The following is a 17,952-nucleotide window of genomic DNA, read 5'->3' as shown; positions in this document are numbered from 1 at the left end:
GAGCCCTTCGCGCACGATCACATGGCAGGTGGTGCAGGCACAACTCATCTCGCAGGCATGCTCGATCTCGATGCTGCTCTCTAGCAGCGCTTCGCAGATGGAGGTGCCTGCGGGCGCCTGGATCTCGGTGCCCTGCGGACAGTACTCGGCGTGGGGAAGGATCTTGATGATGGGCATGGGTCTCAAACGGATTCGATGCTGCGGCCCGCCAGCGCCTGGGCAATGCCCTTGTTCATGCGCTGCGCGGCGAAGGCTTCGGTGCCGTGCGCCAGTGCCTCCGTGGCTTCGGCGATGGCCGACTTGTCGTCGCCGTCGCGCACGGAGGCCAGAGTATCCAGCAAGCGGTCGATGGCCTGGCGTTCCGGCGCGCTCAGCAGCGCGCCATCGGCCGCGAGCGCGGTGCGCGTGGCCTGCAACATGCGATCGGCTTCCACGCGCGCCTCGATCAACGCGCGTTGCTGCATGTCGGCCTGCGCCGTGGCGAAACCTTCCTGGAGCATGGTGGCGATCTGATCGTCCGACAGGCCATAGGACGGTTTGACGGTGACACTGGCTTCGACGCCGCTGCTCTGCTCCTTGGCAGAGACCGACAGCAGGCCATCGGCGTCCACAGTGAAGGTCACGCGGATCCGCGCCGCACCCGCCGCCATCGGCGGAATGCCGCGCAGCGTGAAGCGCGCCAGGCTGCGGCAATCGGCAACCATGTCGCGCTCGCCCTGCACCACATGCAGCGCCAACGCGGTCTGGCCATCCTGGTAGGTCGTGAAGTCCTGCGCCATCGCGGTGGGGATGGTGGTGTTGCGCGGCACGATGCGCTCCACCAGTCCGCCCATGGTTTCAAGCCCGAGCGACAGGGGAATCACGTCCAGCAGCAGCAGGTTGCCTGCGCCGTCGTTGCCTGCCAGTTGGTTGGCCTGGATGGCGGCACCCAGCGCCACCACCTCGTCCGGATTGAGGTTGGTGAGCGGAGGGCGTCCGAAGAAATCGCCCACGGCCTGGCGGATCTGCGGCATGCGCGTCGCACCGCCCACAAGAACGACACCCTGAAGTTCGCTCGGCGTCAGCCGTGCGTCGCGAAGCGCCTTGCGCACGGCGGCGAGGGTCCGCTGCGTCAGGGACTGCGTGGCGGCGTCGAAGTCGGTGCGCGCGATGGTCAGCTCATGCGTGGCGCCTGCCAATTCGACGGTGAGCGGCGCCGTGTCGGCATCGGTCAGTGCCTCCTTGCAACGACGCGCGGCCACCAGCACACGTGCGCGCTCCTCATCGGTGGCCGGAACCCGTCCCAGGCGCTGACTCATCAGATCTGCCAGCGCATGGTCGTAATCGTCGCCGCCCAGCGCCGAGTCGCCCCCGGTGGCGATGACCTCGAACACACCCTGCGTCAGCCGCAGCACCGAGATGTCGAAGGTGCCACCTCCCAGGTCGTACACGGCATAGACGCCCTCACTGCCGTTGTCCAGGCCGTAGGCGATGGCGGCGGCGGTAGGCTCGCTGATCAGCCGCAGCACGTTCAGCCCCGCGAGCTGCGCGGCGTCCTTGGTGGCCTGGCGCTGACCTTCGTCGAAATAGGCCGGCACCGTGATGACCGCGCCGTACAGATCGCCGTCGAAGGTGTCCTCTGCCCGGTAGCGCAGCGTGGCCAGGATTTCCGCACTGACCTCGACCGGTGACTTGGCACCGGCGACGGTCTGCACCTTCACCATGCCACCCTCATCCACCAGCGTGTAGGGCATGGCAGAACGGTTAGCGATGTCGTTCAAACCGCGGCCCATGAGCCGCTTGGCCGACGTGACCGTGTTGGCCGGATCCGCGGCGCGCGCATCCAGCGCGGCAAATCCGATCTGGCGCCGCTGGGCATCCAGGTAACGCACCGCCGATGGAAGGATCACCCTGCCCTGCTCGTCGGGCAGGCATTCGGCCACGCCGTTGCGTACCGCGGCAACCAGCGAATGCGTGGTCCCCAGGTCAATGCCCACGGCGATGCGCCGCTGATGCGGGTCCGGCGCCTGGCCGGGTTCGGAGATCTGAAGAAGTGCCATGAAAAGACTATTGTCCCAGCCGGTCGAGCCGCTCATCGAGTTCGGTCGAAAAGCGTTCGATGAACATGAGGGCTCTCACCTGCTGCGCCGCGGCGGGATAGTCGCCCTTCTCGTCGATCAGCCAGTCCAGGCTGGAGAGCGCGCGCGTGCGCGCGGACTGCACCTGCTGCTGCAAGGCTTCGAGCGCGGGCGCCTCGGCAGCCTCTTCCAGTTCCTCGCGCCAGCTCATCTGCTGCATGAGAAAGTCCGCCGGCATGGCCGTGTTGTTCTCGGCCTGCACAGGCGCACCCTGCATCTCGCAAAGGTAGGCGGCGCGGCGAAGCGGATCCTTCAGTCGCTGATAGGCCTCGTTGATGCGTACGGACCATTGCATGGCAAGCCGCTGCGCCGCTGGGCCTTGCGCCGCGAAGCGGTCAGGATGTGCCTCGCGCTGCAGTTCCTTCCACCGCGCATCCAGTGCGGCCCGATTCTGCGCAAAGGTCGGCGCGACCGCGAACAGCGTGAAGTCATCGTCGGTCAATTGCATGCGCCACTCCTCGTGCTGCCAAGAAAAAGCCGCCAGGCCCTTTCGGGTGGCGGCCCCGCTCCTTCCGAATCGCCGTCAGACGCGGAAACTTTCGCCGCAACCGCAACGGTCGCGCTCGTTCGGGTTGTTGAACCGGAAGCCTTCGTTCAGCCCTTCGCGCACGAAGTCGAGTTCGGTGCCGTCGATATAGGCAAGGCTTTTGGGATCGACCAGCACCTTGACACCATGCTCCTCGAAGACCACGTCTTCCGGAGCAGACTCGTCCACATACTCCAGCTTGTAGGCCAGGCCAGAGCAGCCGGTGGTCTTGACACCCAGCCGCACACCGATGCCCTTGCCCCGCTTGCTCAGGTAGCGAGACACATGGCGCGCCGCAGCTTCGGTCAGCGTGATCGCCATCGCGGTCGAAGCTCCGGTCACGAGACGACGGCTTCGGCGCCGGTCTTCGCACCCGCCTTGGTGCGATAGTCATTCACAGCCGCCTTGATGGCATCTTCGGCCAGGATCGAGCAATGGATCTTGACCGGAGGCAGCGCCAGTTCTTCGGCGATCTGTGCATTCTTGAGCGACGCCGCCTCATCCAGCGTCTTGCCCTTCACCCATTCCGTCACCAGCGACGACGACGCAATGGCCGAACCGCAGCCATAGGTCTTGAAGCGCGCGTCCTCGATGACACCAGTCTGCGGGTTGACCTTGATCTGCAGCTTCATCACATCGCCACAAGCCGGTGCGCCGACCATGCCAGTGCCAACCGTGTCGTCACCCTTGTCGAAGGAGCCGACGTTGCGAGGGTTCTCGTAGTGGTCGATGACCTTGTCCGAATATGCCATGGGGTCCTCTTCTTTCTTTACGGATTCAGTGGGCCGACCACTGAATCGTGCTCAGGTCGACGCCGTCCTTGTACATCTCCCACAGCGGGCTGAGCTCACGCAGCTTTGCGACGTTGTGGCGGATGGAAGCGACGGCGACATCGATTTCTTCCTCGGTCGTGAAACGGCCGATGGTCATACGTAGGCTGCTGTGAGCCAGCTCGTCGCTGCGGCCGAGAGCGCGCAGGACATAGCTCGGCTCAAGGCTGGCGGACGTGCAGGCCGAGCCCGACGACACAGCCAGGCCCTTGATGCCCATGATCAGCGACTCGCCCTCGACGAAGTTGAAGCTGATGTTCAGGTTGTGCGGCACCCGGCGCTCCAGGTCGCCATTGATGAACACCTGCTCGATGTCGGAGAGGCCGTCGATGAGGCGCTTCTGCAGTGCACGGGCCTTGGCCAGATCCTGCGTCATTTCTTCTTTGGCGATACGGAAGGCCTCGCCCATGCCGACGATCTGGTGTGTCGGCAAGGTGCCCGAACGCATGCCGCGCTCATGGCCGCCCCCGTGCATCTGGGCTTCTAGTCGCACGCGGGGCTTGCGGCGCACGTAGAGGGCACCGATACCCTTGGGGCCGTAGGTCTTGTGCGAAGCAAGACTCATCAGGTCGATCGGCAGTTGGGTCATGTCGATCTCGACCTTGCCGGTAGCCTGCGCCGCGTCGACATGGAAGATCACGCCCTTCTCCCGGCAGATGTTGCCGAGCGCAACGACATCCTGAATGACGCCAATCTCGTTGTTGACGAACATCACGCTTGCCAGGATGGTGTCCGGGCGAATGGCCGCTTTGAACTTCTCGAGGTCAAGCAAACCATCTTCCTGCACGTCGAGGTAGGTGACCTCGAAACCCTGACGCTCCAGTTCACGCATCGTGTCGAGCACGGCCTTGTGCTCGGTCTTGACAGTGATGAGATGCTTGCCCTTCTCCTTATAGAAATGGGCCGCGCCCTTCAGGGCCAAGTTGTCGGACTCGGTAGCACCCGAAGTCCAGATGATCTCGCGGGGATCGGCATTGATCAGGGCCGCCACATCGCCGCGGGCCTTCTCCACCGCCTCTTCAGCCTCCCAGCCCCACGCATGGCTGCGCGAAGCGGGATTGCCGAAATGCTCACGCAGCCAGGGAATCATGGCATCGACCACGCGCGGGTCGACCGGCGTGGTTGCGCCGTAATCAAGGTAGATCGGGAAATGCGGAGTGACGTCCATGGCTCGCTCGTGCTGGCGTGGATACGGAAAACAATCACGAAGGGAAGAGCGCGCGGCGCAAGTGCCGCCGCTCGCCCACCGTGCTCAGGACTTGGCGAAAGCGTTGCCGAGCGCGAACACCGAATTCGGCGCGTTCACGCGAATTGGCTTGACCACCGGCTGGCTGGAGATCGCCCGCTTGACGGCCGGCTTGTTCTCGACCTGCACGCCCTTGGCGATCTGATCGTCCACCAGCTTCTGCAACGTCACGGAATCCAGAAACTCGACCATCTTCTGGTTGAGTGAGGCCCACAGCTCGTGCGTCATGCAGCGCCCCGCTTCGCCCATGCAGTTTTCCTTGCCGGCGCAGTGCGTGGCGTCAATGGGCTCGTCCACTGACACGATGATGTCGGCAACAGTGATGTCGGCTGCCTTGCGACCCAGCGAATAGCCACCGCCAGGACCGCGGGTCGATTCGACCAATTCATGGCGGCGAAGCTTGCCGAACAGCTGCTCCAGATAGGACAGCGAAATCTGCTGCCGCTGGCTGATTGCGGCCAGCGTGACAGGACCAGAGTTCTGGCGCAATGCCAGATCGATCATGGCGGTGACCGCAAAACGGCCTTTGGTAGTGAGACGCATCGCAAGCTCCTTCTGTTGGCTTACCGTTAAATAACACCTGGGATCCACAGGATCCGGTGGCGCCCGTCTCCGCCCTGCCCGGCATCCAACCCATCGAAGGTAGGAGCCGGCCCTTCATCGCGAAGTTCTTTTTGCTTGAGTGTTTCGGTCAAGTATAGCAGAAACCCCGAGTCTTGCTCGGGATAACTCGGGTCTTTCCTCTTACTTGCGTCCGCCCATCGGAAGCACCGCGATGTTGTCACTTCCGGCGGCGCCGAATGCCTGCTCGCGCAACAGCGCCAACTGGTCGCGCACGCGGGCCGCCTTCTCGAATTCGAGGTTGCGGGCGTGCTCCAGCATCTGCTTTTCCAGGCGCTTGATTTCTTTGGCCACATCGCGCTCGCTCATGTCCTCGACACGAGCGCGCTCGACCTCGCGCTTGCCCGCTTCCTTGGCCGACTTCTCGCCGTACACGCCATCAATCAGCTCGCGCACCTGCTTGACGATGCTGCGCGGCACGATGCCATTGGCCTCGTTGAAGGCGATCTGCCGCTCGCGGCGCCGCTGCGTCTCGCCGATGGCCTTGTTCATCGACGCGGTAATGGTGTCGGCATACAGGATGGCCTTGCCGTGCAGGTTGCGCGCCGCACGGCCAATGGTCTGGATCAGGCTGCGCTCTGCGCGCAGGAAGCCTTCCTTGTCCGCATCGAGGATGGCGACGAGCGACACCTCGGGAATGTCCAGCCCCTCGCGCAGCAGGTTGATGCCGACCAGCACGTCGAAGGCGCCCAGGCGCAGGTCGCGGATGATCTCGACCCGCTCGACGGTGTCCACGTCACTATGCAGGTAGCGCACCTTCACACCGTTGTCGCCCAGGTATTCGGTGAGCTGCTCGGCCATGCGCTTGGTCAGGGTCGTGATCAGCACCCGCTCGTTCTTCTCGACACGGATGCGGATCTCGCCCAGCACATCGTCGACCTGGTGGGTGGCGGGCCGCACCTCGACCTCCGGATCGATCAGCCCCGTCGGCCGCACCAACTGCTCGACCACTTGGCCCGCATGCTCCTGCTCGTAGGCCGCGGGCGTGGCCGAGACGAAGATGCATTGCCGCATCCGCCGCTCGAACTCCTCGAACTTGAGCGGCCGGTTGTCCAGTGCGGAAGGCAGCCGGAAGCCATATTCCACCAGTGTGGTCTTGCGCGCCCGGTCGCCGTTGTACATGGCAGCGAGCTGGCCGATCATCTGGTGGCTCTCGTCCAGGAACATCACAGCGTCCTTGGGCAGGTAGTCCGTCAGCGTGGCCGGCGGATCGCCGGGCGCCGCGCCGGAGAGATGCCGGGTGTAGTTCTCGATGCCCTTGCAGTGCCCGATCTCGGCCAGCATCTCCAGGTCGAAGCGGGTGCGTTGCTCCAGGCGCTGGGCCTCCACCAGCTTGCCGGCGCCGACGAGTTCCTTCACGCGGTCGGCCAGCTCCAGCTTGATGGTGTCGACCGCGCGCAATGTCTTGTCGCGCGGCGTGACGTAGTGGCTGGACGGGTAGATGGTGAAGCGCGGAATCTTCTGCCGCACACGGCCGGTGAGCGGGTCGAACAGCGACAGGCTCTCGATCTCGTCGTCGAACAGCTCGATGCGGATGGCCAGCTCACTGTGCTCAGCCGGGAACACGTCGATGGTGTCGCCGCGCACCCGGAAGGCGCCGCGCGAGAAGTCCTGCTCGTTGCGCGTGTACTGCATGCGAATGAGCCGGCCAATCACATCGCGCTGGCCGATCTTGTCGCCCACGCGCATGATGAAGCGCATTTCGGTGTAATCCTCCGGCGCGCCGATGCCATAGATTGCACTCACCGTCGCCACGATCACCACATCCCGCCGCTCCAGCACACTCTTAGTTGCCGACAGCCGCATCTGCTCGATGTGCTCGTTGATCGACGAGTCCTTCTCGATGAACAGGTCGCGCTGAGGCACGTAGGCCTCAGGCTGGTAGTAGTCGTAGTAGCTGACGAAGTACTCCACCGCGTTTTTGGGGAAGAACTCGCGGAACTCGCTGTAAAGCTGTGCAGCCAAGGTCTTGTTGGGCGCGAAGACGATGGCCGGCCGGCCCAGCCGGGCGATGACGTTGGCCATGGTGTAGGTCTTGCCCGAGCCTGTCACGCCCAGCAGCGTCTGGAAGACCTCGCCGTCGTGCACGCCTTCCACCAGCTTCTCGATGGCCGTCGGCTGGTCGCCCGCGGGCGGATAGGGCTGGAACAGCTCGAAGGGTGAATCCGGGAACCGCACGAACTCTCCCTTGGCGGGTGCGGCGGCGTCATCGGCGTTCTGAAGGTCTGCAGTCATGGTGGTGGGGCTCCGGGGCAGCAGTCCAACTGTGGGGCGGCCGGTAAAATTCCAAGCGAACCGGCAAGGCTACTCGAAAGCCAATGCCCGGTTCTGCACCCAGCCTCGCCGGACGCGAGGCTCGCCTCAGCATCCAAAGGACTCTCCTCCATGTCTCTCTTCTCCGCCGTCGAGATGGCGCCGCGCGACCCCATCCTGGGTTTGAACGAACAATTCGCCGCCGACACCAACCCCAACAAAGTCAATCTGGGCGTGGGCGTCTACTACGACGACAACGGCAAGCTGCCGCTGCTGGAATGCGTCAAGAAGGCCGAGGCCGACATGATGAAGGCCCCATCGGCCCGCGGCTACCTGCCCATCGACGGCATCGCTGCCTATGACAACGCCGTCAAGGCCCTGGTGTTTGGCGCCGACAGCGAGCCGGTCAAATCCGGCCGCGTGGCCACGATCCAGGCCCTGGGCGGCACCGGCGGTCTGAAGGTCGGCGCCGACTTCCTCAAGAAGCTCTCGCCCTCGGCCAAGGTGTTGATCAGCGATCCGAGCTGGGAGAACCACCGCGCCCTGTTCACCCAGGCCGGCTTCGAGGTGGGCACCTATGCCTACTACGACGCCGCCAAGCGCGGTATCGATTTCGACGGCATGCTGGCCGCGCTGAACGGCGCTGCCGCCGGCACCATCGTCGTGCTGCATGCCTGCTGCCACAACCCGACCGGCTACGACCTCAGGCCAGCCCAATGGGACCAGGTGGTCGAGGTGGTCAAGGCCCGCCAGCTGACCCCCTTCCTGGACATGGCGTACCAGGGTTTCGGCTATGGCATCGCCGAAGACGGCGCCGTGATCGGCAAGTTCGTGGCGGCCGGCCTGACCTTCTTCGTCTCGACCTCCTTCTCCAAGAGCTTCAGCCTGTACGGCGAGCGCGTGGGCGCTCTGTCGGTGCTGTGCGAGAACAAGGAAGAAGCCGCGCGCGTGCTGTCGCAGCTGAAGATCATGATCCGCACCAACTACAGCAACCCGCCCACGCATGGCGGCGCGGTGGTGGCCGCCGTGCTGGGTAACGCCGAGCTGCGCGCGCTTTGGGAAAAGGAGCTGGGCGAGATGCGCGTGCGCATCAAGGCCATGCGTCAGAAGCTGGTGGATGGCCTCAAGGCCGCGGGCGTGGAGCAGGACATGAGCTTCATCACCACCCAGATCGGGATGTTCAGCTACTCGGGGCTGACCAAGGACCAGATGGTGCGCCTGCGCAACGAGTTCGGCGTTTACGGCACCGACACCGGCCGCATGTGCGTGGCAGCGCTCAACAGCAAGAACATCGAGCACGTCTGCGCCAGCATCGCCAAGGTGGTCTGACGCTCTGGAGCGGCTGCCTCCTCTCAGGGGCGGCCGCGAACGAATAAAAAAGGCAACACGGGCGACCGTGCTGCCTTTTTTTATTGCTGGCTGGCCGGTAGTGCGCCAGCCAGCCATCGTCGCCGGACGATCAGGCGAAGTTCTTTTCGGCGAATTCCCAGTTGACCAGCTTGGCCAGGAAGGTCTCGACGAACTTGGGACGCAGGTTGCGGTAGTCGATGTAGTAGGCGTGCTCCCAGACGTCGACGGTCAGCAGGGCCTTGTCGTCGGTCGTCAGCGGCGTACCGGCGGCGCCCGTGTTGACGATGTCGACCGAGCCGTCGGCCTTCTTCACCAGCCAGGTCCAGCCCGAGCCGAAGTTGCCAACGGCGGACTTGACGAAGGCTTCCTTGAAGGCGTCGTAGCTGCCCCACTTGGCTTCGATGGCCTTGGCCAGCGCGCCGGATGGAGCGCCGCCGCCTTGCGGCTTCATGCAGCTCCAGAAGAAGGTGTGGTTCCAGATCTGCGCGGCGTTGTTGTAGATGCCGCCGCTGGACTTCTTCACGATTTCTTCGAGCGGCATGCTCTCGAACTCGGTGCCCTTTTGCAGGTTGTTCAGGTTCACCACATAGGCGTTGTGATGCTTGCCGTAGTGGTACTCCAGCGTTTCCTTGGAGTACTCTGGGGCCAGCGCGTCCATCGCGTACGGCAGGGGAGGCAGAACATGTTCCATATGAAGCTCGTTCGTGGGTTGGTTGACAGAAACCGTAGGATTCTAGGAAGGATTGCCGATCCCCGCGTCGGACGACGTCCCTTGCTGGATGGTGATGACCTGCAGGTTCGCCGTGCCATCCGCCAGCGTCGCGTTCACGGCCTCGCCGGGCCGCAGTTGCGCGACCCGGGTGACGGTTCGCCCGCCGGCATCCGCCAGCCATGCGTAGCCCCGCTGCAGTACCGTCGCCGGATCAAGCATCCGAAGGCGAAGAGCAGCACGCTCCAGCCTGTCGGACCGGGCGCTCAACGTGGTGCGACCCGCGGCGGGCCAGCTTGCTCCCGCCGCATCTAGGCGGCGCTGGGCCAGATGCAGCCAAGACGTTGTGGCGCGGTGCAGGCGCTGATCCCATTGCCCCAGCACCGCCTGTTGCCGCGCGGCCAAGCCGGAAGGACGGCCGAGCCGCGAAGCGGCATGGTCCAGTCGCTGGGACAGGCGGTCCAACCGACCCTCGACGGCGTCGCGCAGTTCGTCTTCGAGGGCATCCAGCCCCTGGAGCCACCCGTCGCGCGACGGCGCCACCAGTTCGGCGGCTGCCGTGGGCGTAGGCGCGCGCAGGTCAGCGCAAAAGTCTGCGATGGTGAAGTCCGTCTCATGTCCCACGCCGACGACCACTGGGACGGGACTGGCCACGATGGCGCGCGCCAGTTGCTCGTCGTTGAACGCCCACAGGTCTTCGAGCGAACCACCGCCCCGCACGAGGAGGATGGCATCGGGCCGCGGCGCGATCTCTTGCAAGGCGGACAGGGCCGCGACCAGTTCTCCCGGCGCCTGCGCGCCCTGCACGGACGCCGGCGCGAGGACGACCTCCACATGCGCAGCGCGCCGCCGAAGCGCAGTCACCACATCGTGCAGCGCTGCCGCGCCGAGCGACGTGACCAGCCCGATCCGCGCTGGAAACATCGGCAACGGCCGCTTGCGCGATGGGTCGAACAGCCCCTCGGCCTCCAGCTTGGCCTTGCGCTGCACGAACTGCTCGAACAGCGTGCCCTGGCCCGCCTTCCGCAGGCTCTCCACCACCAGTTGCAGGTCGCCGCGGGGCTCGTAGACGGTCAGCCGTCCGCGCAGCTCGACCAGGTCGCCGTTTCGCACATCGAAGTCCACCAGCGACGCAGCACGACGGAACATGGCGCAGCGCACCTGCCCCTGCCCGTCCTTGAGCGAGAAATAGCAATGGCCACTGGTGGCGCGCGAAAACCCGCTCACCTCACCCTGCACCGCCACCGGGTTGAAGCGGGCATCGAGCGTGTCCGCCACGGCCCGGCACAGCGCTCCCACAGCCCATACGCGCGGCTGGATGCCGATGCCCTCAGCCATGCCGACCCACCTTGCGTCTTCCACAAGCATCGCGAGCGCCAATGAGCGGACGGAGCATGGCACTGGAAAGCCACGGGTTATGGTGCAAGCGGTTGATGTAGAAAGAAAAAGTGCTGCTCAAAATCTGATCGTCCTGATCCGAGGCCCATCAATGCTGGGTTTTCGAGCGTTGCCCGCAGGGTTAGCCACAAAGTTATCCACAGAAAATGTGGGTGGCTGCCGCTCCCGCCCCCCAGCTCGCGAGAAACATTCGGTCATAATTTTCGGCTGTGGGGCAGCGCTTCGCGACCACGCAGGAGGAACCTTGTTTTCGATCTTAGTCGCCGCAGGCTGGCCCATCGTGCCGCTGCTCTTGTGCTCGATCATCGCCACCGCCCTCGTCATCGAGCGCTTCATCAGTCTCAAGACGGCCAAGGTGCTGCCAACACAACTGCTGAATGAAGCCATCGGGGTGTCGCGCGATGGCATTCCTGCTGCCGAGGTCATCGCCAAGCTGGAGAGAAATTCAGCATTGGGCGAGATGCTCGCCAGCGGCTTTCGAGCTGCGCAGACGGGCTCCGGCGGATCCATCGACGATGTGCGGGCTGCCATGGAAAGCTCTGGGCGCGCCATCGGCCATCGTCTGGAACGCTACCTTCCCGCGCTGGCCACCATCGCTTCCGCTGCGCCGCTTCTCGGCCTGCTCGGCACCGTCATCGGGATGATCGAGATCTTCGGTTCGCAGGCCCCGGCAAGCGGCTCGGCCGGCAATCCCGCACAACTGGCACACGGCATCTCCATCGCGCTCTACAACACGGCATTCGGTCTGATCGTCGCTGTGCCCACGCTGATCTTCTGGCGCTACTTTCGCAGCCGCGTCGACGGCTACCTGCTGCATCTGGAACTGGCCGGCGAGCGCTTCGCTCAGCATCTGGCCGCCTTGCGGCCGGAGGCGCAGCCGTGAACGCACCGCTGCCGGGCGGCGCACGCCAGGCGCAGGCGCCGGGCGGCGGCCGCAGCAGGCGAATGCAACTGCGCAGCGCCTCGCGCGACGAGCCGGAAATCAACCTGATTCCCTTCATCGACGTGCTGCTGGTGATCCTGATCTTCCTGATGCTGTCGACCACCTACAACCGGTTCACCGAGATGGAAGTGCGTCTGCCGACCGCCGACACGGACGCCGCCCCCACCCGCCCGCGCGAGATCGTGGTCGCTGTGGCGGCCGATGGACGCTACGCGGTCAACAGGCAGGCACTTGAAGAACGCAGTGTGGATGCGTTGGCGAGCGCCCTTGGCCCCCTCGCCAAGGCCGAGGCCGGCGGCCCCGCGCCCATCCTGATCATCAGCGCCGACGCTGCAGCGGCGCATCAGTCGGTGATCACCGTGATGGAGGCGGCACGGCGTGCGGGTTTGATGCAGATCACCTTCGCCACGCAGACGTCGGGCAAGGCGGCCCGCTGACGTGCTGACGCAGGCCTGGGAGCACCGGGGCGCGCGCACCTGGATGCTGCGACCGGCGGCCTGGCTTTTCGGCCTGCTCGCCGCGGCTCGACGCATCGCCTATGCACGTGGATGGCGCAGTGCACAGCGCCTGCCAGTGCCAGTGGTTGTGGTGGGCAATGTGGTCGCGGGCGGCGTGGGCAAGACGCCGGTGGTGATCGCGCTGGTTCGGCATGCGCAGACCATGGGCTGGCCGGTGGGTGTGGTCTCGCGTGGGCATGGGCGACGCACCCGGGATGCGCAAGTCGTGGCCCTCGACAGCGATCCGCGCGATGTGGGCGACGAGCCACTGCTGATCCGCCGCGCCACCGGTGCACCGGTCGTCGTCGATGCCGACCGGGTGGCGGCTGGACGCCGCCTGCTGGCGCTGCACCCAGGTACGCGTCTCATCATTGCCGACGATGGGCTGCAGCATCTGCCGTTGGCCCGCGACGTGGAAATCTGCGTGTTCGACGACCGTGGCATCGGCAACGGCTGGCTGCTGCCCGCGGGACCTCTGCGTGAACCCTGGCCGCGCCGTTGCGACCTCGTGCTGCACACCGGTGATCGGCCGGCCTTCGAAGGCTTTCGTGGGCGCCGAGCCCTGGCGTCCGATGCACTCGACCGTACAGGCCGCCCTACCCCCCTCGCCCAGTTGGCGGCGCGCGACGACTTGGTGGCGGTCGCAGGCATTGCCCAGCCGCAGCGCTTCTTCGACATGCTGCGCGAACGTGGGCTGCGGCTGCAGCGCTGCATCGCGCTGCCGGACCATCACGACTACACGCGCTGGACGCCGCCGACGGGCGTGCAGTTGCTGTGCACCGAAAAGGACGCAGCCAAGCTCTGGCCGCTCTCCCCGTCAGCGCTGGCCGTGCCGCTGGAGTTCTCCATCGAGCCAGCCTTCTTCGAGGTACTCGACGCGCGGCTATCATCCCTCGATGGATCCGAAGCTTCTTGAACTGCTGGTCTGCCCGGTCACCAAGGGACCGCTGCAATGGGACGCCGCGCGTCAGGAACTGTGGTCGCGCAGCGCACGCCTCGCCTACCCTGTGCGCGATGGCATTCCGGTGATGCTCGAGAACGAAGCGCGCCCGCTGACGGACGAAGAACTCGGTCTGTGAGCTTCGTCGTCCTGATTCCCGCGCGGATGAAGTCGACGCGCCTGCCCGACAAGCCGCTGGCCGACCTCGGCGGCTTGCCAATGGTCGTACGGGTGGCGCAGCAGGCCGCCCGTTCGGGTGCCAGTACGGTATGCGTGGCTTGCGACGACGCGCGCATCCTGCAGGCCTGCGAAAGAGCCGGTGTGCGGGCTCTGCTGACCCGTGCCGACCATCCCAGCGGCAGTGACCGCCTGGCCGAGGCCTGTAGTCTGCTGGGGCTGTCCGACGACACCATCGTGGTCAATGTCCAGGGTGACGAACCGCTGATCGATCCGGGCCTGATCGACGCCGTCGCTCAGTCCCTGGCCAACCAGCCGGACACACCCATGAGCACCGCGGCACACGCCATCGAGGACGTGGCGGATTTCGTCAATCCCAATGTGGTGAAAGTGGTGCTCGACGCAGCCAGCCGCGCCCTGTACTTCAGCCGCTCCCCTCTTCCCTTCTGGCGCGACGGTGGCTTGCCCGCGCGGTTGCCGGCCGAGATGCCCGCGCTTCGCCACGTCGGGATCTACGCCTACCGTTGCGGCTTTCTGCGCACGTTCCCCAGCCTCCCGGCGTCTCCGCTCGAACGTATCGAGTCGCTGGAACAACTGCGTGTGCTGTGGCACGGCCATCGCATCGCCGTGCATGTGACGCAGCGGGCGCCGGGCACGGGTGTCGACACCCCCGAAGACCTCGCCCGCGTGCGAGCGCATTTCTGAGTGGCCGTTTTGGGCCCGGTGCTGCGGGGGTCGCATGCTATCCTCGCCGCGATGGCGCGTCGGGAGGAGCCGGCGCAGCTCGCCCACACGATTTTCATAAAAAGCTTCCGAGGACACCATGAGACTCATCCTGTTGGGCGCGCCGGGCGCCGGTAAAGGCACGCAGGCCACCTTCATCTGCCAGAAGTTCGGCATTCCACAGATCTCCACCGGTGACATGCTGCGCGCTGCGGTCAAGGCCGGTACGCCGCTCGGGCTGCAGGCCAAGGCGGTGATGGATGCCGGGGCGCTGGTGAGCGATGAGCTCATCATCAACCTCGTGAGGGAACGCATCGCGTTGCCCGACTGCGCCAATGGCTTCCTCTTCGATGGCTTTCCGCGGACGATCCCGCAGGCAGACGCGATGAAGGCAGCCGGCGTCAAGCTTGACTACGTGCTGGAGATCGACGTCCCCTTCTCCGACATCATCGAGCGCATGAGTGGCCGTCGGTCGCATCCTGCCTCCGGCCGCACGTACCATGTACGATTCAACCCGCCCAAGGTGGAGGGCAAGGATGACCTCACCGGCGAGGACCTGATCCAGCGCGAAGACGACAAGGAAGACACCGTGCGCAAGCGCCTGGATGTCTACAGCCAACAGACGCGCCCGCTCGTCGACTACTACGCAAAGTGGGCGGAACAGGACCCTGCCAACGCTCCCAAGTACCGCGCAATCAGCGGCGTGGGTTCGGTGGATGAAATCACGCGCCGAGCGATGACCGCGCTCACGGACTGAGGATCGCTCGAGTGATCGCCCAGCACGGGCGATTCGATTTCCGCAAAGAGGCCGGCCGCAAGGACCGGCCTTTTTACTTCATACGGCCGGCTCGCGACCTCTCATCAGGTCGAGCAACAACACGATGCGTGCCTTGACCGGCGACAGGTCGAAGGCGTGCGGCCAGCGCTGCTCGCCGCTTGAAAGCACAGCGCCATCTGTGCAGCGTGTAGCACGCAGCACGGCAACTCCCGCTGTCTGCGCCCTTAAGAGCGCAGCCTCGATGTTCTCGTGGACCGTGCCATTTCCGGTGGTTGCCACAACAACGCCGTCCACGCGTCCGGACTGCACCAGCGCGTCCACCACCAGTGCATCCGCCCCTGCATGGCTGGTCACGATCTGCACCGACGGCCATCGATCGGCAGTCGCCAGTTGGCTGACAGGCAGCCTGGGCGTCTCCACCGCGGGCCATGATTCGGCCAACCGAACACGCCCCTCCTCCACGAAGCCAGCGGGCCCGCCCTCGCCGGAGGAGAAGGCGTCGAGCCGATAGGTATGCACCTTGCGCACCTGCCGGGCACGGTGAATGGTCCCTGCACACACAACAAGCACACCGCGCGCGCCATCGGCCGCGACCACCGTCAATGCGTCCCGCAGATTCTGCGGGCCATCGGCAGCAGCGGAAGTGGCCGGCCGCATGGCGCAGGTGAGCACCACAGGTTTGCTCGCGTTCAGCACCTGGCTGAGGAAAAAGGCCGTTTCCTCCAACGTATCCGTGCCATGGGCAATGACGATGCCAACCACCCAGGGGTCGTCGAGCAACTGCTCGCATTGACGTGCGAGCGCGAGCCAGTGCGCATGCGACATGTCCTTGCTGTCGATGTTGCACAGTTGCTCGGTGCTCAGCGCGACACCAGAGGGCAGCGGCACATCGCCGAGCAGCGTCGACACCTCGACCTGGCCGGCGACATAGCCAAGATTGTCGCCGGCTCGGGCAGCACGGCCAGCGATGGTGCCGCCCGTGCCAAGCACGGCGATGCGGGGATGACGCGACGGGGCGAGATCAGGACTTGTCAATGCTTTGAAAACTGGTTAAAAATACAGCCACTGGATATGCGCACAGTATGCGCATCAACCCACGGAGCCGCAGACAGATGCTCAAAGTGCCCACGCCGGCCGCGACGGTCAAGCTTACCGCTCGGCAACAGCAAATTCTCGAACTGATTCGTGCTGCCATGGCCCGAACCGGCGCGCCGCCGACGCGTGCCGAGATCGCCGCTGAACTCGGCTTCAAGTCCGCCAACGCAGCCGAGGAGCACCTGCAAGCGCTGGCACGCAAGGGCGTGATAGAGCTGGTGAGCGGCACTTCGCGCGGCATCCGACTGAAGAGTGAAGCGCTGCGCAACCTGCAGGAAAGCCGGACGCCGCAGTTCTCTCTGCCCATCCCAGGCTTGTCGCAGTTGTCGCTGCCCCTGGTGGGCCGAGTAGCGGCGGGAGCGCCCATCCTTGCGCAGGAGCATGTCGACCAGACCTATTACGTGGAAAGCACGCTGTTTCAACACCGCCCCGACTACCTGCTCAAGGTGCGCGGCATGTCGATGCGTGATGCCGGCATCATGGACGGCGATCTGCTTGCGGTTCAAAGCACGCGCGAAGCGCGCAACGGCCAGATCGTGGTTGCACGTCTTGGCGATGAGGTCACTGTCAAGCGGCTGAAACGACTGAAGGACGTGGTCGAACTCCACGCCGAGAACCCCGATTACCCCACCATCGTCGTCCATCCCGGCGAGCCTTTCGAGATCGAGGGGCTCGCGATCGGTCTGATCCGCAACACGATGCTGATGTAGGCCTCGCCCCTTCGTTGCCGCTGCGTCAGGTGGCGGGCGTATGGCCGGATGGCCATCACCCTGGCGCGACGGCTCTTGATCCGAATCCTGCCTGTGTCCAAACCCCTTCCAATCTTCAGGAGTTCAACATGGGAACCGCTCTGCTCGCCTTGTCCAGTCTCTTCGCCCCGATCCAGTCTTGGGTGGCTCGTCAAGTCGAATCTCGCCGCAGCCATGTGCTGGGTGCCACGGAACTGCACTATGTGAATGTCCGTCCTCGCGTGAGCTGCGAGGTGCGTCGCGTTCAAGAAAGCCGTCGTGACGCTGTAGCCCACCGGCCATTGCGCGTGGTCCGAGTGGTGGAGCCAGGTGAGCATCGGGCCCATAGCTCGAGGCTGGTGATTGCAGGCCGCATGGCGGACGTGTGTGCCGAGCTCGACCGCCTGGTGGAGAAGGAACTGCGAGAAGCCGCACGGCCGGCAGGCCATACGCTGCACTGAGCTCGCAGAAAGCGCTCGCCTTTCGCGGGCCAGCGCGGAAGGCTGTCGATGCCGAAGGCAAAATGGGCGGCCATGAATATCGTGATCCTCGACGACTATCAGGACGCCGTGCGCAAGCTGCGCTGCGCATCCAAATTGGATGCCTACACCGCCAAGGTCTATACGAACACGGTCAAGGGCATCGGGCAGTTGTCGGTCAGGTTGCGCGACGCGGACGTGATTGTCTTGATCCGTGAGCGCACCCAGATCTCCCGCCAGCTCGTCGAGAAATTGCCACGGCTCAAGCTCATCTCGCAGACGGGCCGTGTCGGCAGCCATGTGGACGTGAACGCATGTACCGAATATGGCGTGGCCGTCGCCGAGGGCACGGGCTCACCGCTGGCACCGGCTGAACTCACCTGGGCGCTGATCATGGCGGCCATGCGCCGGCTGCCGCAATACATCAGTAACCTCAAACATGGGGCGTGGCAGCAGTCGGGGCTCAAGTCGGCCTCCATGCCGCTCAACTTCGGCCTGGGCTCGGTACTCAAGGGCAAGACCCTGGGCATCTGGGGCTACGG

20 protein-coding genes and 1 pseudogene are annotated in these 17,952 nt (G+C 65.0%); 10 read left to right on the top strand and 11 right to left on the bottom strand.

Features of this window, described 5'->3' with window-relative positions; all coding sequences use genetic code 11:
- The 8 genes from QZ772_RS02200 to uvrB all read right to left on the bottom strand — a co-directional run.
- A partial coding sequence (locus QZ772_RS02200) for a 2Fe-2S iron-sulfur cluster-binding protein (RefSeq protein WP_295522589.1) occupies window positions 1–177 on the bottom strand: 177 nt, incomplete at its 3' end.
- A gap of 5 nt (window positions 178–182) precedes the next feature.
- Window positions 183–2,039 carry a Fe-S protein assembly chaperone HscA gene (gene hscA, locus QZ772_RS02195; protein WP_295522581.1) on the bottom strand — a complete coding sequence of 619 codons (1,857 nt, stop codon included), beginning with the start codon at window positions 2,037–2,039 and terminating at the stop codon, window positions 183–185.
- A 7-nt stretch (window positions 2,040–2,046) separates the two neighbouring features.
- Window positions 2,047–2,565 (bottom strand): Fe-S protein assembly co-chaperone HscB, encoded by a 519-nt coding sequence (gene hscB, locus QZ772_RS02190; RefSeq protein ID WP_295522579.1) that lies wholly within the window; start codon window positions 2,563–2,565, stop codon window positions 2,047–2,049.
- 75 nt (window positions 2,566–2,640) lie between these two features.
- The gene (gene iscA, locus QZ772_RS02185; RefSeq protein ID WP_295522577.1) at window positions 2,641–2,964 is read right to left on the bottom strand and encodes an iron-sulfur cluster assembly protein IscA; all 324 of its coding nucleotides are present in this window, start codon (window positions 2,962–2,964) and stop codon (window positions 2,641–2,643) included.
- 17 nt (window positions 2,965–2,981) lie between these two features.
- Window positions 2,982–3,395 carry a Fe-S cluster assembly scaffold IscU gene (iscU, locus tag QZ772_RS02180; protein WP_295522575.1) on the bottom strand — a complete coding sequence of 138 codons (414 nt, stop codon included), beginning with the start codon at window positions 3,393–3,395 and terminating at the stop codon, window positions 2,982–2,984.
- Between the two features lie 25 nt (window positions 3,396–3,420).
- Window positions 3,421–4,641, bottom strand: coding sequence for an IscS subfamily cysteine desulfurase (locus QZ772_RS02175; RefSeq protein WP_295522573.1), 1,221 nt, complete (start codon window positions 4,639–4,641; stop codon window positions 3,421–3,423).
- 84 nt (window positions 4,642–4,725) lie between these two features.
- On the bottom strand, window positions 4,726–5,262 hold the full coding sequence (iscR, locus tag QZ772_RS02170) for a Fe-S cluster assembly transcriptional regulator IscR (RefSeq protein WP_017756985.1): 537 nt from the start codon (window positions 5,260–5,262) through the stop codon (window positions 4,726–4,728).
- A 201-nt stretch (window positions 5,263–5,463) separates the two neighbouring features.
- A complete protein-coding gene (uvrB, locus tag QZ772_RS02165) occupies window positions 5,464–7,575 on the bottom strand; it encodes an excinuclease ABC subunit UvrB (RefSeq protein ID WP_295522571.1) in 2,112 nt (703 codons plus the stop codon).
- Window positions 7,576–7,725: 150 nt separating this feature from the next.
- Between uvrB and QZ772_RS02160 the strand changes: the two genes are divergently transcribed.
- Complete coding sequence (locus QZ772_RS02160; RefSeq protein WP_295522569.1) at window positions 7,726–8,922, top strand: amino acid aminotransferase; 1,197 nt, start codon at window positions 7,726–7,728, stop codon at window positions 8,920–8,922.
- A gap of 130 nt (window positions 8,923–9,052) precedes the next feature.
- On the opposite strand, the gene QZ772_RS02155 is transcribed toward QZ772_RS02160, so the two are convergent.
- Both QZ772_RS02155 and xseA read right to left on the bottom strand, forming a co-directional pair.
- On the bottom strand, window positions 9,053–9,634 hold the full coding sequence (locus tag QZ772_RS02155) for a Fe-Mn family superoxide dismutase (RefSeq protein ID WP_295522568.1): 582 nt from the start codon (window positions 9,632–9,634) through the stop codon (window positions 9,053–9,055).
- A gap of 42 nt (window positions 9,635–9,676) precedes the next feature.
- Complete coding sequence (gene xseA, locus QZ772_RS02150; RefSeq protein WP_295522566.1) at window positions 9,677–10,990, bottom strand: exodeoxyribonuclease VII large subunit; 1,314 nt, start codon at window positions 10,988–10,990, stop codon at window positions 9,677–9,679.
- A gap of 304 nt (window positions 10,991–11,294) precedes the next feature.
- Here xseA and QZ772_RS02145 point away from each other — a divergent pair, with 304 nt between their 5' ends.
- The 6 genes from QZ772_RS02145 (at window position 11,295) to adk (ending at window position 15,087) form a co-directional block, all read left to right on the top strand.
- Window positions 11,295–11,933 carry a MotA/TolQ/ExbB proton channel family protein gene (locus QZ772_RS02145; protein WP_295522587.1) on the top strand — a complete coding sequence of 213 codons (639 nt, stop codon included), beginning with the start codon at window positions 11,295–11,297 and terminating at the stop codon, window positions 11,931–11,933.
- 62 nt (window positions 11,934–11,995) lie between these two features.
- Window positions 11,996–12,430 (top strand): biopolymer transporter ExbD, encoded by a 435-nt coding sequence (locus tag QZ772_RS02140; RefSeq protein ID WP_295522585.1) that lies wholly within the window; start codon window positions 11,996–11,998, stop codon window positions 12,428–12,430.
- Between the two features lie 43 nt (window positions 12,431–12,473).
- Window positions 12,474–13,406, top strand: a complete 933-nt coding sequence (gene lpxK, locus QZ772_RS02135; RefSeq protein WP_295522583.1) for a tetraacyldisaccharide 4'-kinase — start codon at window positions 12,474–12,476, stop codon at window positions 13,404–13,406.
- Complete coding sequence (locus tag QZ772_RS02130) at window positions 13,387–13,569, top strand: Trm112 family protein (RefSeq protein ID WP_017756993.1); 183 nt, start codon at window positions 13,387–13,389, stop codon at window positions 13,567–13,569. The genes lpxK and QZ772_RS02130 overlap by 20 nt, the downstream gene beginning before the upstream one ends.
- Window positions 13,566–14,312 (top strand): 3-deoxy-manno-octulosonate cytidylyltransferase, encoded by a 747-nt coding sequence (gene kdsB, locus QZ772_RS02125; protein ID WP_295522564.1) that lies wholly within the window; start codon window positions 13,566–13,568, stop codon window positions 14,310–14,312. Before QZ772_RS02130 ends, kdsB begins: the two co-directional genes overlap by 4 nt.
- 118 nt (window positions 14,313–14,430) lie before the next feature.
- Window positions 14,431–15,087: an adenylate kinase gene (adk, locus tag QZ772_RS02120; RefSeq protein ID WP_295522562.1), complete on the top strand. Its 657-nt coding sequence runs from the start codon at window positions 14,431–14,433 to the stop codon at window positions 15,085–15,087.
- Between the two features lie 78 nt (window positions 15,088–15,165).
- Here the strand turns inward: adk and QZ772_RS02115 are convergent, their stop codons facing one another.
- Window positions 15,166–16,143 carry an asparaginase gene (locus tag QZ772_RS02115; protein WP_295522560.1) on the bottom strand — a complete coding sequence of 326 codons (978 nt, stop codon included), beginning with the start codon at window positions 16,141–16,143 and terminating at the stop codon, window positions 15,166–15,168.
- Between the two features lie 77 nt (window positions 16,144–16,220).
- Here QZ772_RS02115 and lexA point away from each other — a divergent pair, with 77 nt between their 5' ends.
- The 3 genes and pseudogenes from lexA to QZ772_RS02100 all read left to right on the top strand — a co-directional run.
- The gene (gene lexA, locus QZ772_RS02110) at window positions 16,221–16,913 is read left to right on the top strand and encodes a transcriptional repressor LexA (protein WP_295522558.1); all 693 of its coding nucleotides are present in this window, start codon (window positions 16,221–16,223) and stop codon (window positions 16,911–16,913) included.
- 128 nt (window positions 16,914–17,041) lie between these two features.
- Complete coding sequence (locus tag QZ772_RS02105; protein WP_295522555.1) at window positions 17,042–17,392, top strand: hypothetical protein; 351 nt, start codon at window positions 17,042–17,044, stop codon at window positions 17,390–17,392.
- 72 nt (window positions 17,393–17,464) lie between these two features.
- Window positions 17,465–17,952, top strand: a pseudogene (locus QZ772_RS02100) (D-2-hydroxyacid dehydrogenase family protein); the annotation flags it as partial.

It is taken from the genome of uncultured Pseudacidovorax sp. (assembly GCF_913773995.1).
Lineage (GTDB): Bacteria > Pseudomonadota > Gammaproteobacteria > Burkholderiales > Burkholderiaceae_C > Xenophilus.
Note: the sequence above shows the minus strand (reverse complement) of the source record. Positions and strands in the feature narration are given on the sequence as shown.

What these genes read in the sequence shown, in the direction of transcription:
- lpxK (WP_295522583.1), top strand. Translation starts at nt 12,474, where the DNA reads ATGCTGCGACCGGCGGCCTGGCTTTTCGGCCTGCTCGCCGCGGCTCGA.
- QZ772_RS02175 (WP_295522573.1), bottom strand. Translation starts at nt 4,641, where the DNA reads ATGGACGTCACTCCGCATTTCCCGATCTACCTTGATTACGGCGCAACC.
- QZ772_RS02160 (WP_295522569.1), top strand. Translation starts at nt 7,726, where the DNA reads ATGTCTCTCTTCTCCGCCGTCGAGATGGCGCCGCGCGACCCCATCCTG.
- QZ772_RS02140 (WP_295522585.1), top strand. Translation starts at nt 11,996, where the DNA reads ATGCAACTGCGCAGCGCCTCGCGCGACGAGCCGGAAATCAACCTGATT.
- hscA (WP_295522581.1), bottom strand. Translation starts at nt 2,039, where the DNA reads ATGGCACTTCTTCAGATCTCCGAACCCGGCCAGGCGCCGGACCCGCAT.
- iscU (WP_295522575.1), bottom strand. Translation starts at nt 3,395, where the DNA reads ATGGCATATTCGGACAAGGTCATCGACCACTACGAGAACCCTCGCAAC.
- uvrB (WP_295522571.1), bottom strand. Translation starts at nt 7,575, where the DNA reads ATGACTGCAGACCTTCAGAACGCCGATGACGCCGCCGCACCCGCCAAG.
- iscA (WP_295522577.1), bottom strand. Translation starts at nt 2,964, where the DNA reads ATGGCGATCACGCTGACCGAAGCTGCGGCGCGCCATGTGTCTCGCTAC.
- iscR (WP_017756985.1), bottom strand. Translation starts at nt 5,262, where the DNA reads ATGCGTCTCACTACCAAAGGCCGTTTTGCGGTCACCGCCATGATCGAT.
- xseA (WP_295522566.1), bottom strand. Translation starts at nt 10,990, where the DNA reads ATGGCTGAGGGCATCGGCATCCAGCCGCGCGTATGGGCTGTGGGAGCG.
- QZ772_RS02130 (WP_017756993.1), top strand. Translation starts at nt 13,387, where the DNA reads ATGGATCCGAAGCTTCTTGAACTGCTGGTCTGCCCGGTCACCAAGGGA.
- QZ772_RS02155 (WP_295522568.1), bottom strand. Translation starts at nt 9,634, where the DNA reads ATGGAACATGTTCTGCCTCCCCTGCCGTACGCGATGGACGCGCTGGCC.
- lexA (WP_295522558.1), top strand. Translation starts at nt 16,221, where the DNA reads ATGCTCAAAGTGCCCACGCCGGCCGCGACGGTCAAGCTTACCGCTCGG.
- adk (WP_295522562.1), top strand. Translation starts at nt 14,431, where the DNA reads ATGAGACTCATCCTGTTGGGCGCGCCGGGCGCCGGTAAAGGCACGCAG.
- QZ772_RS02105 (WP_295522555.1), top strand. Translation starts at nt 17,042, where the DNA reads ATGGGAACCGCTCTGCTCGCCTTGTCCAGTCTCTTCGCCCCGATCCAG.
- hscB (WP_295522579.1), bottom strand. Translation starts at nt 2,565, where the DNA reads ATGCAATTGACCGACGATGACTTCACGCTGTTCGCGGTCGCGCCGACC.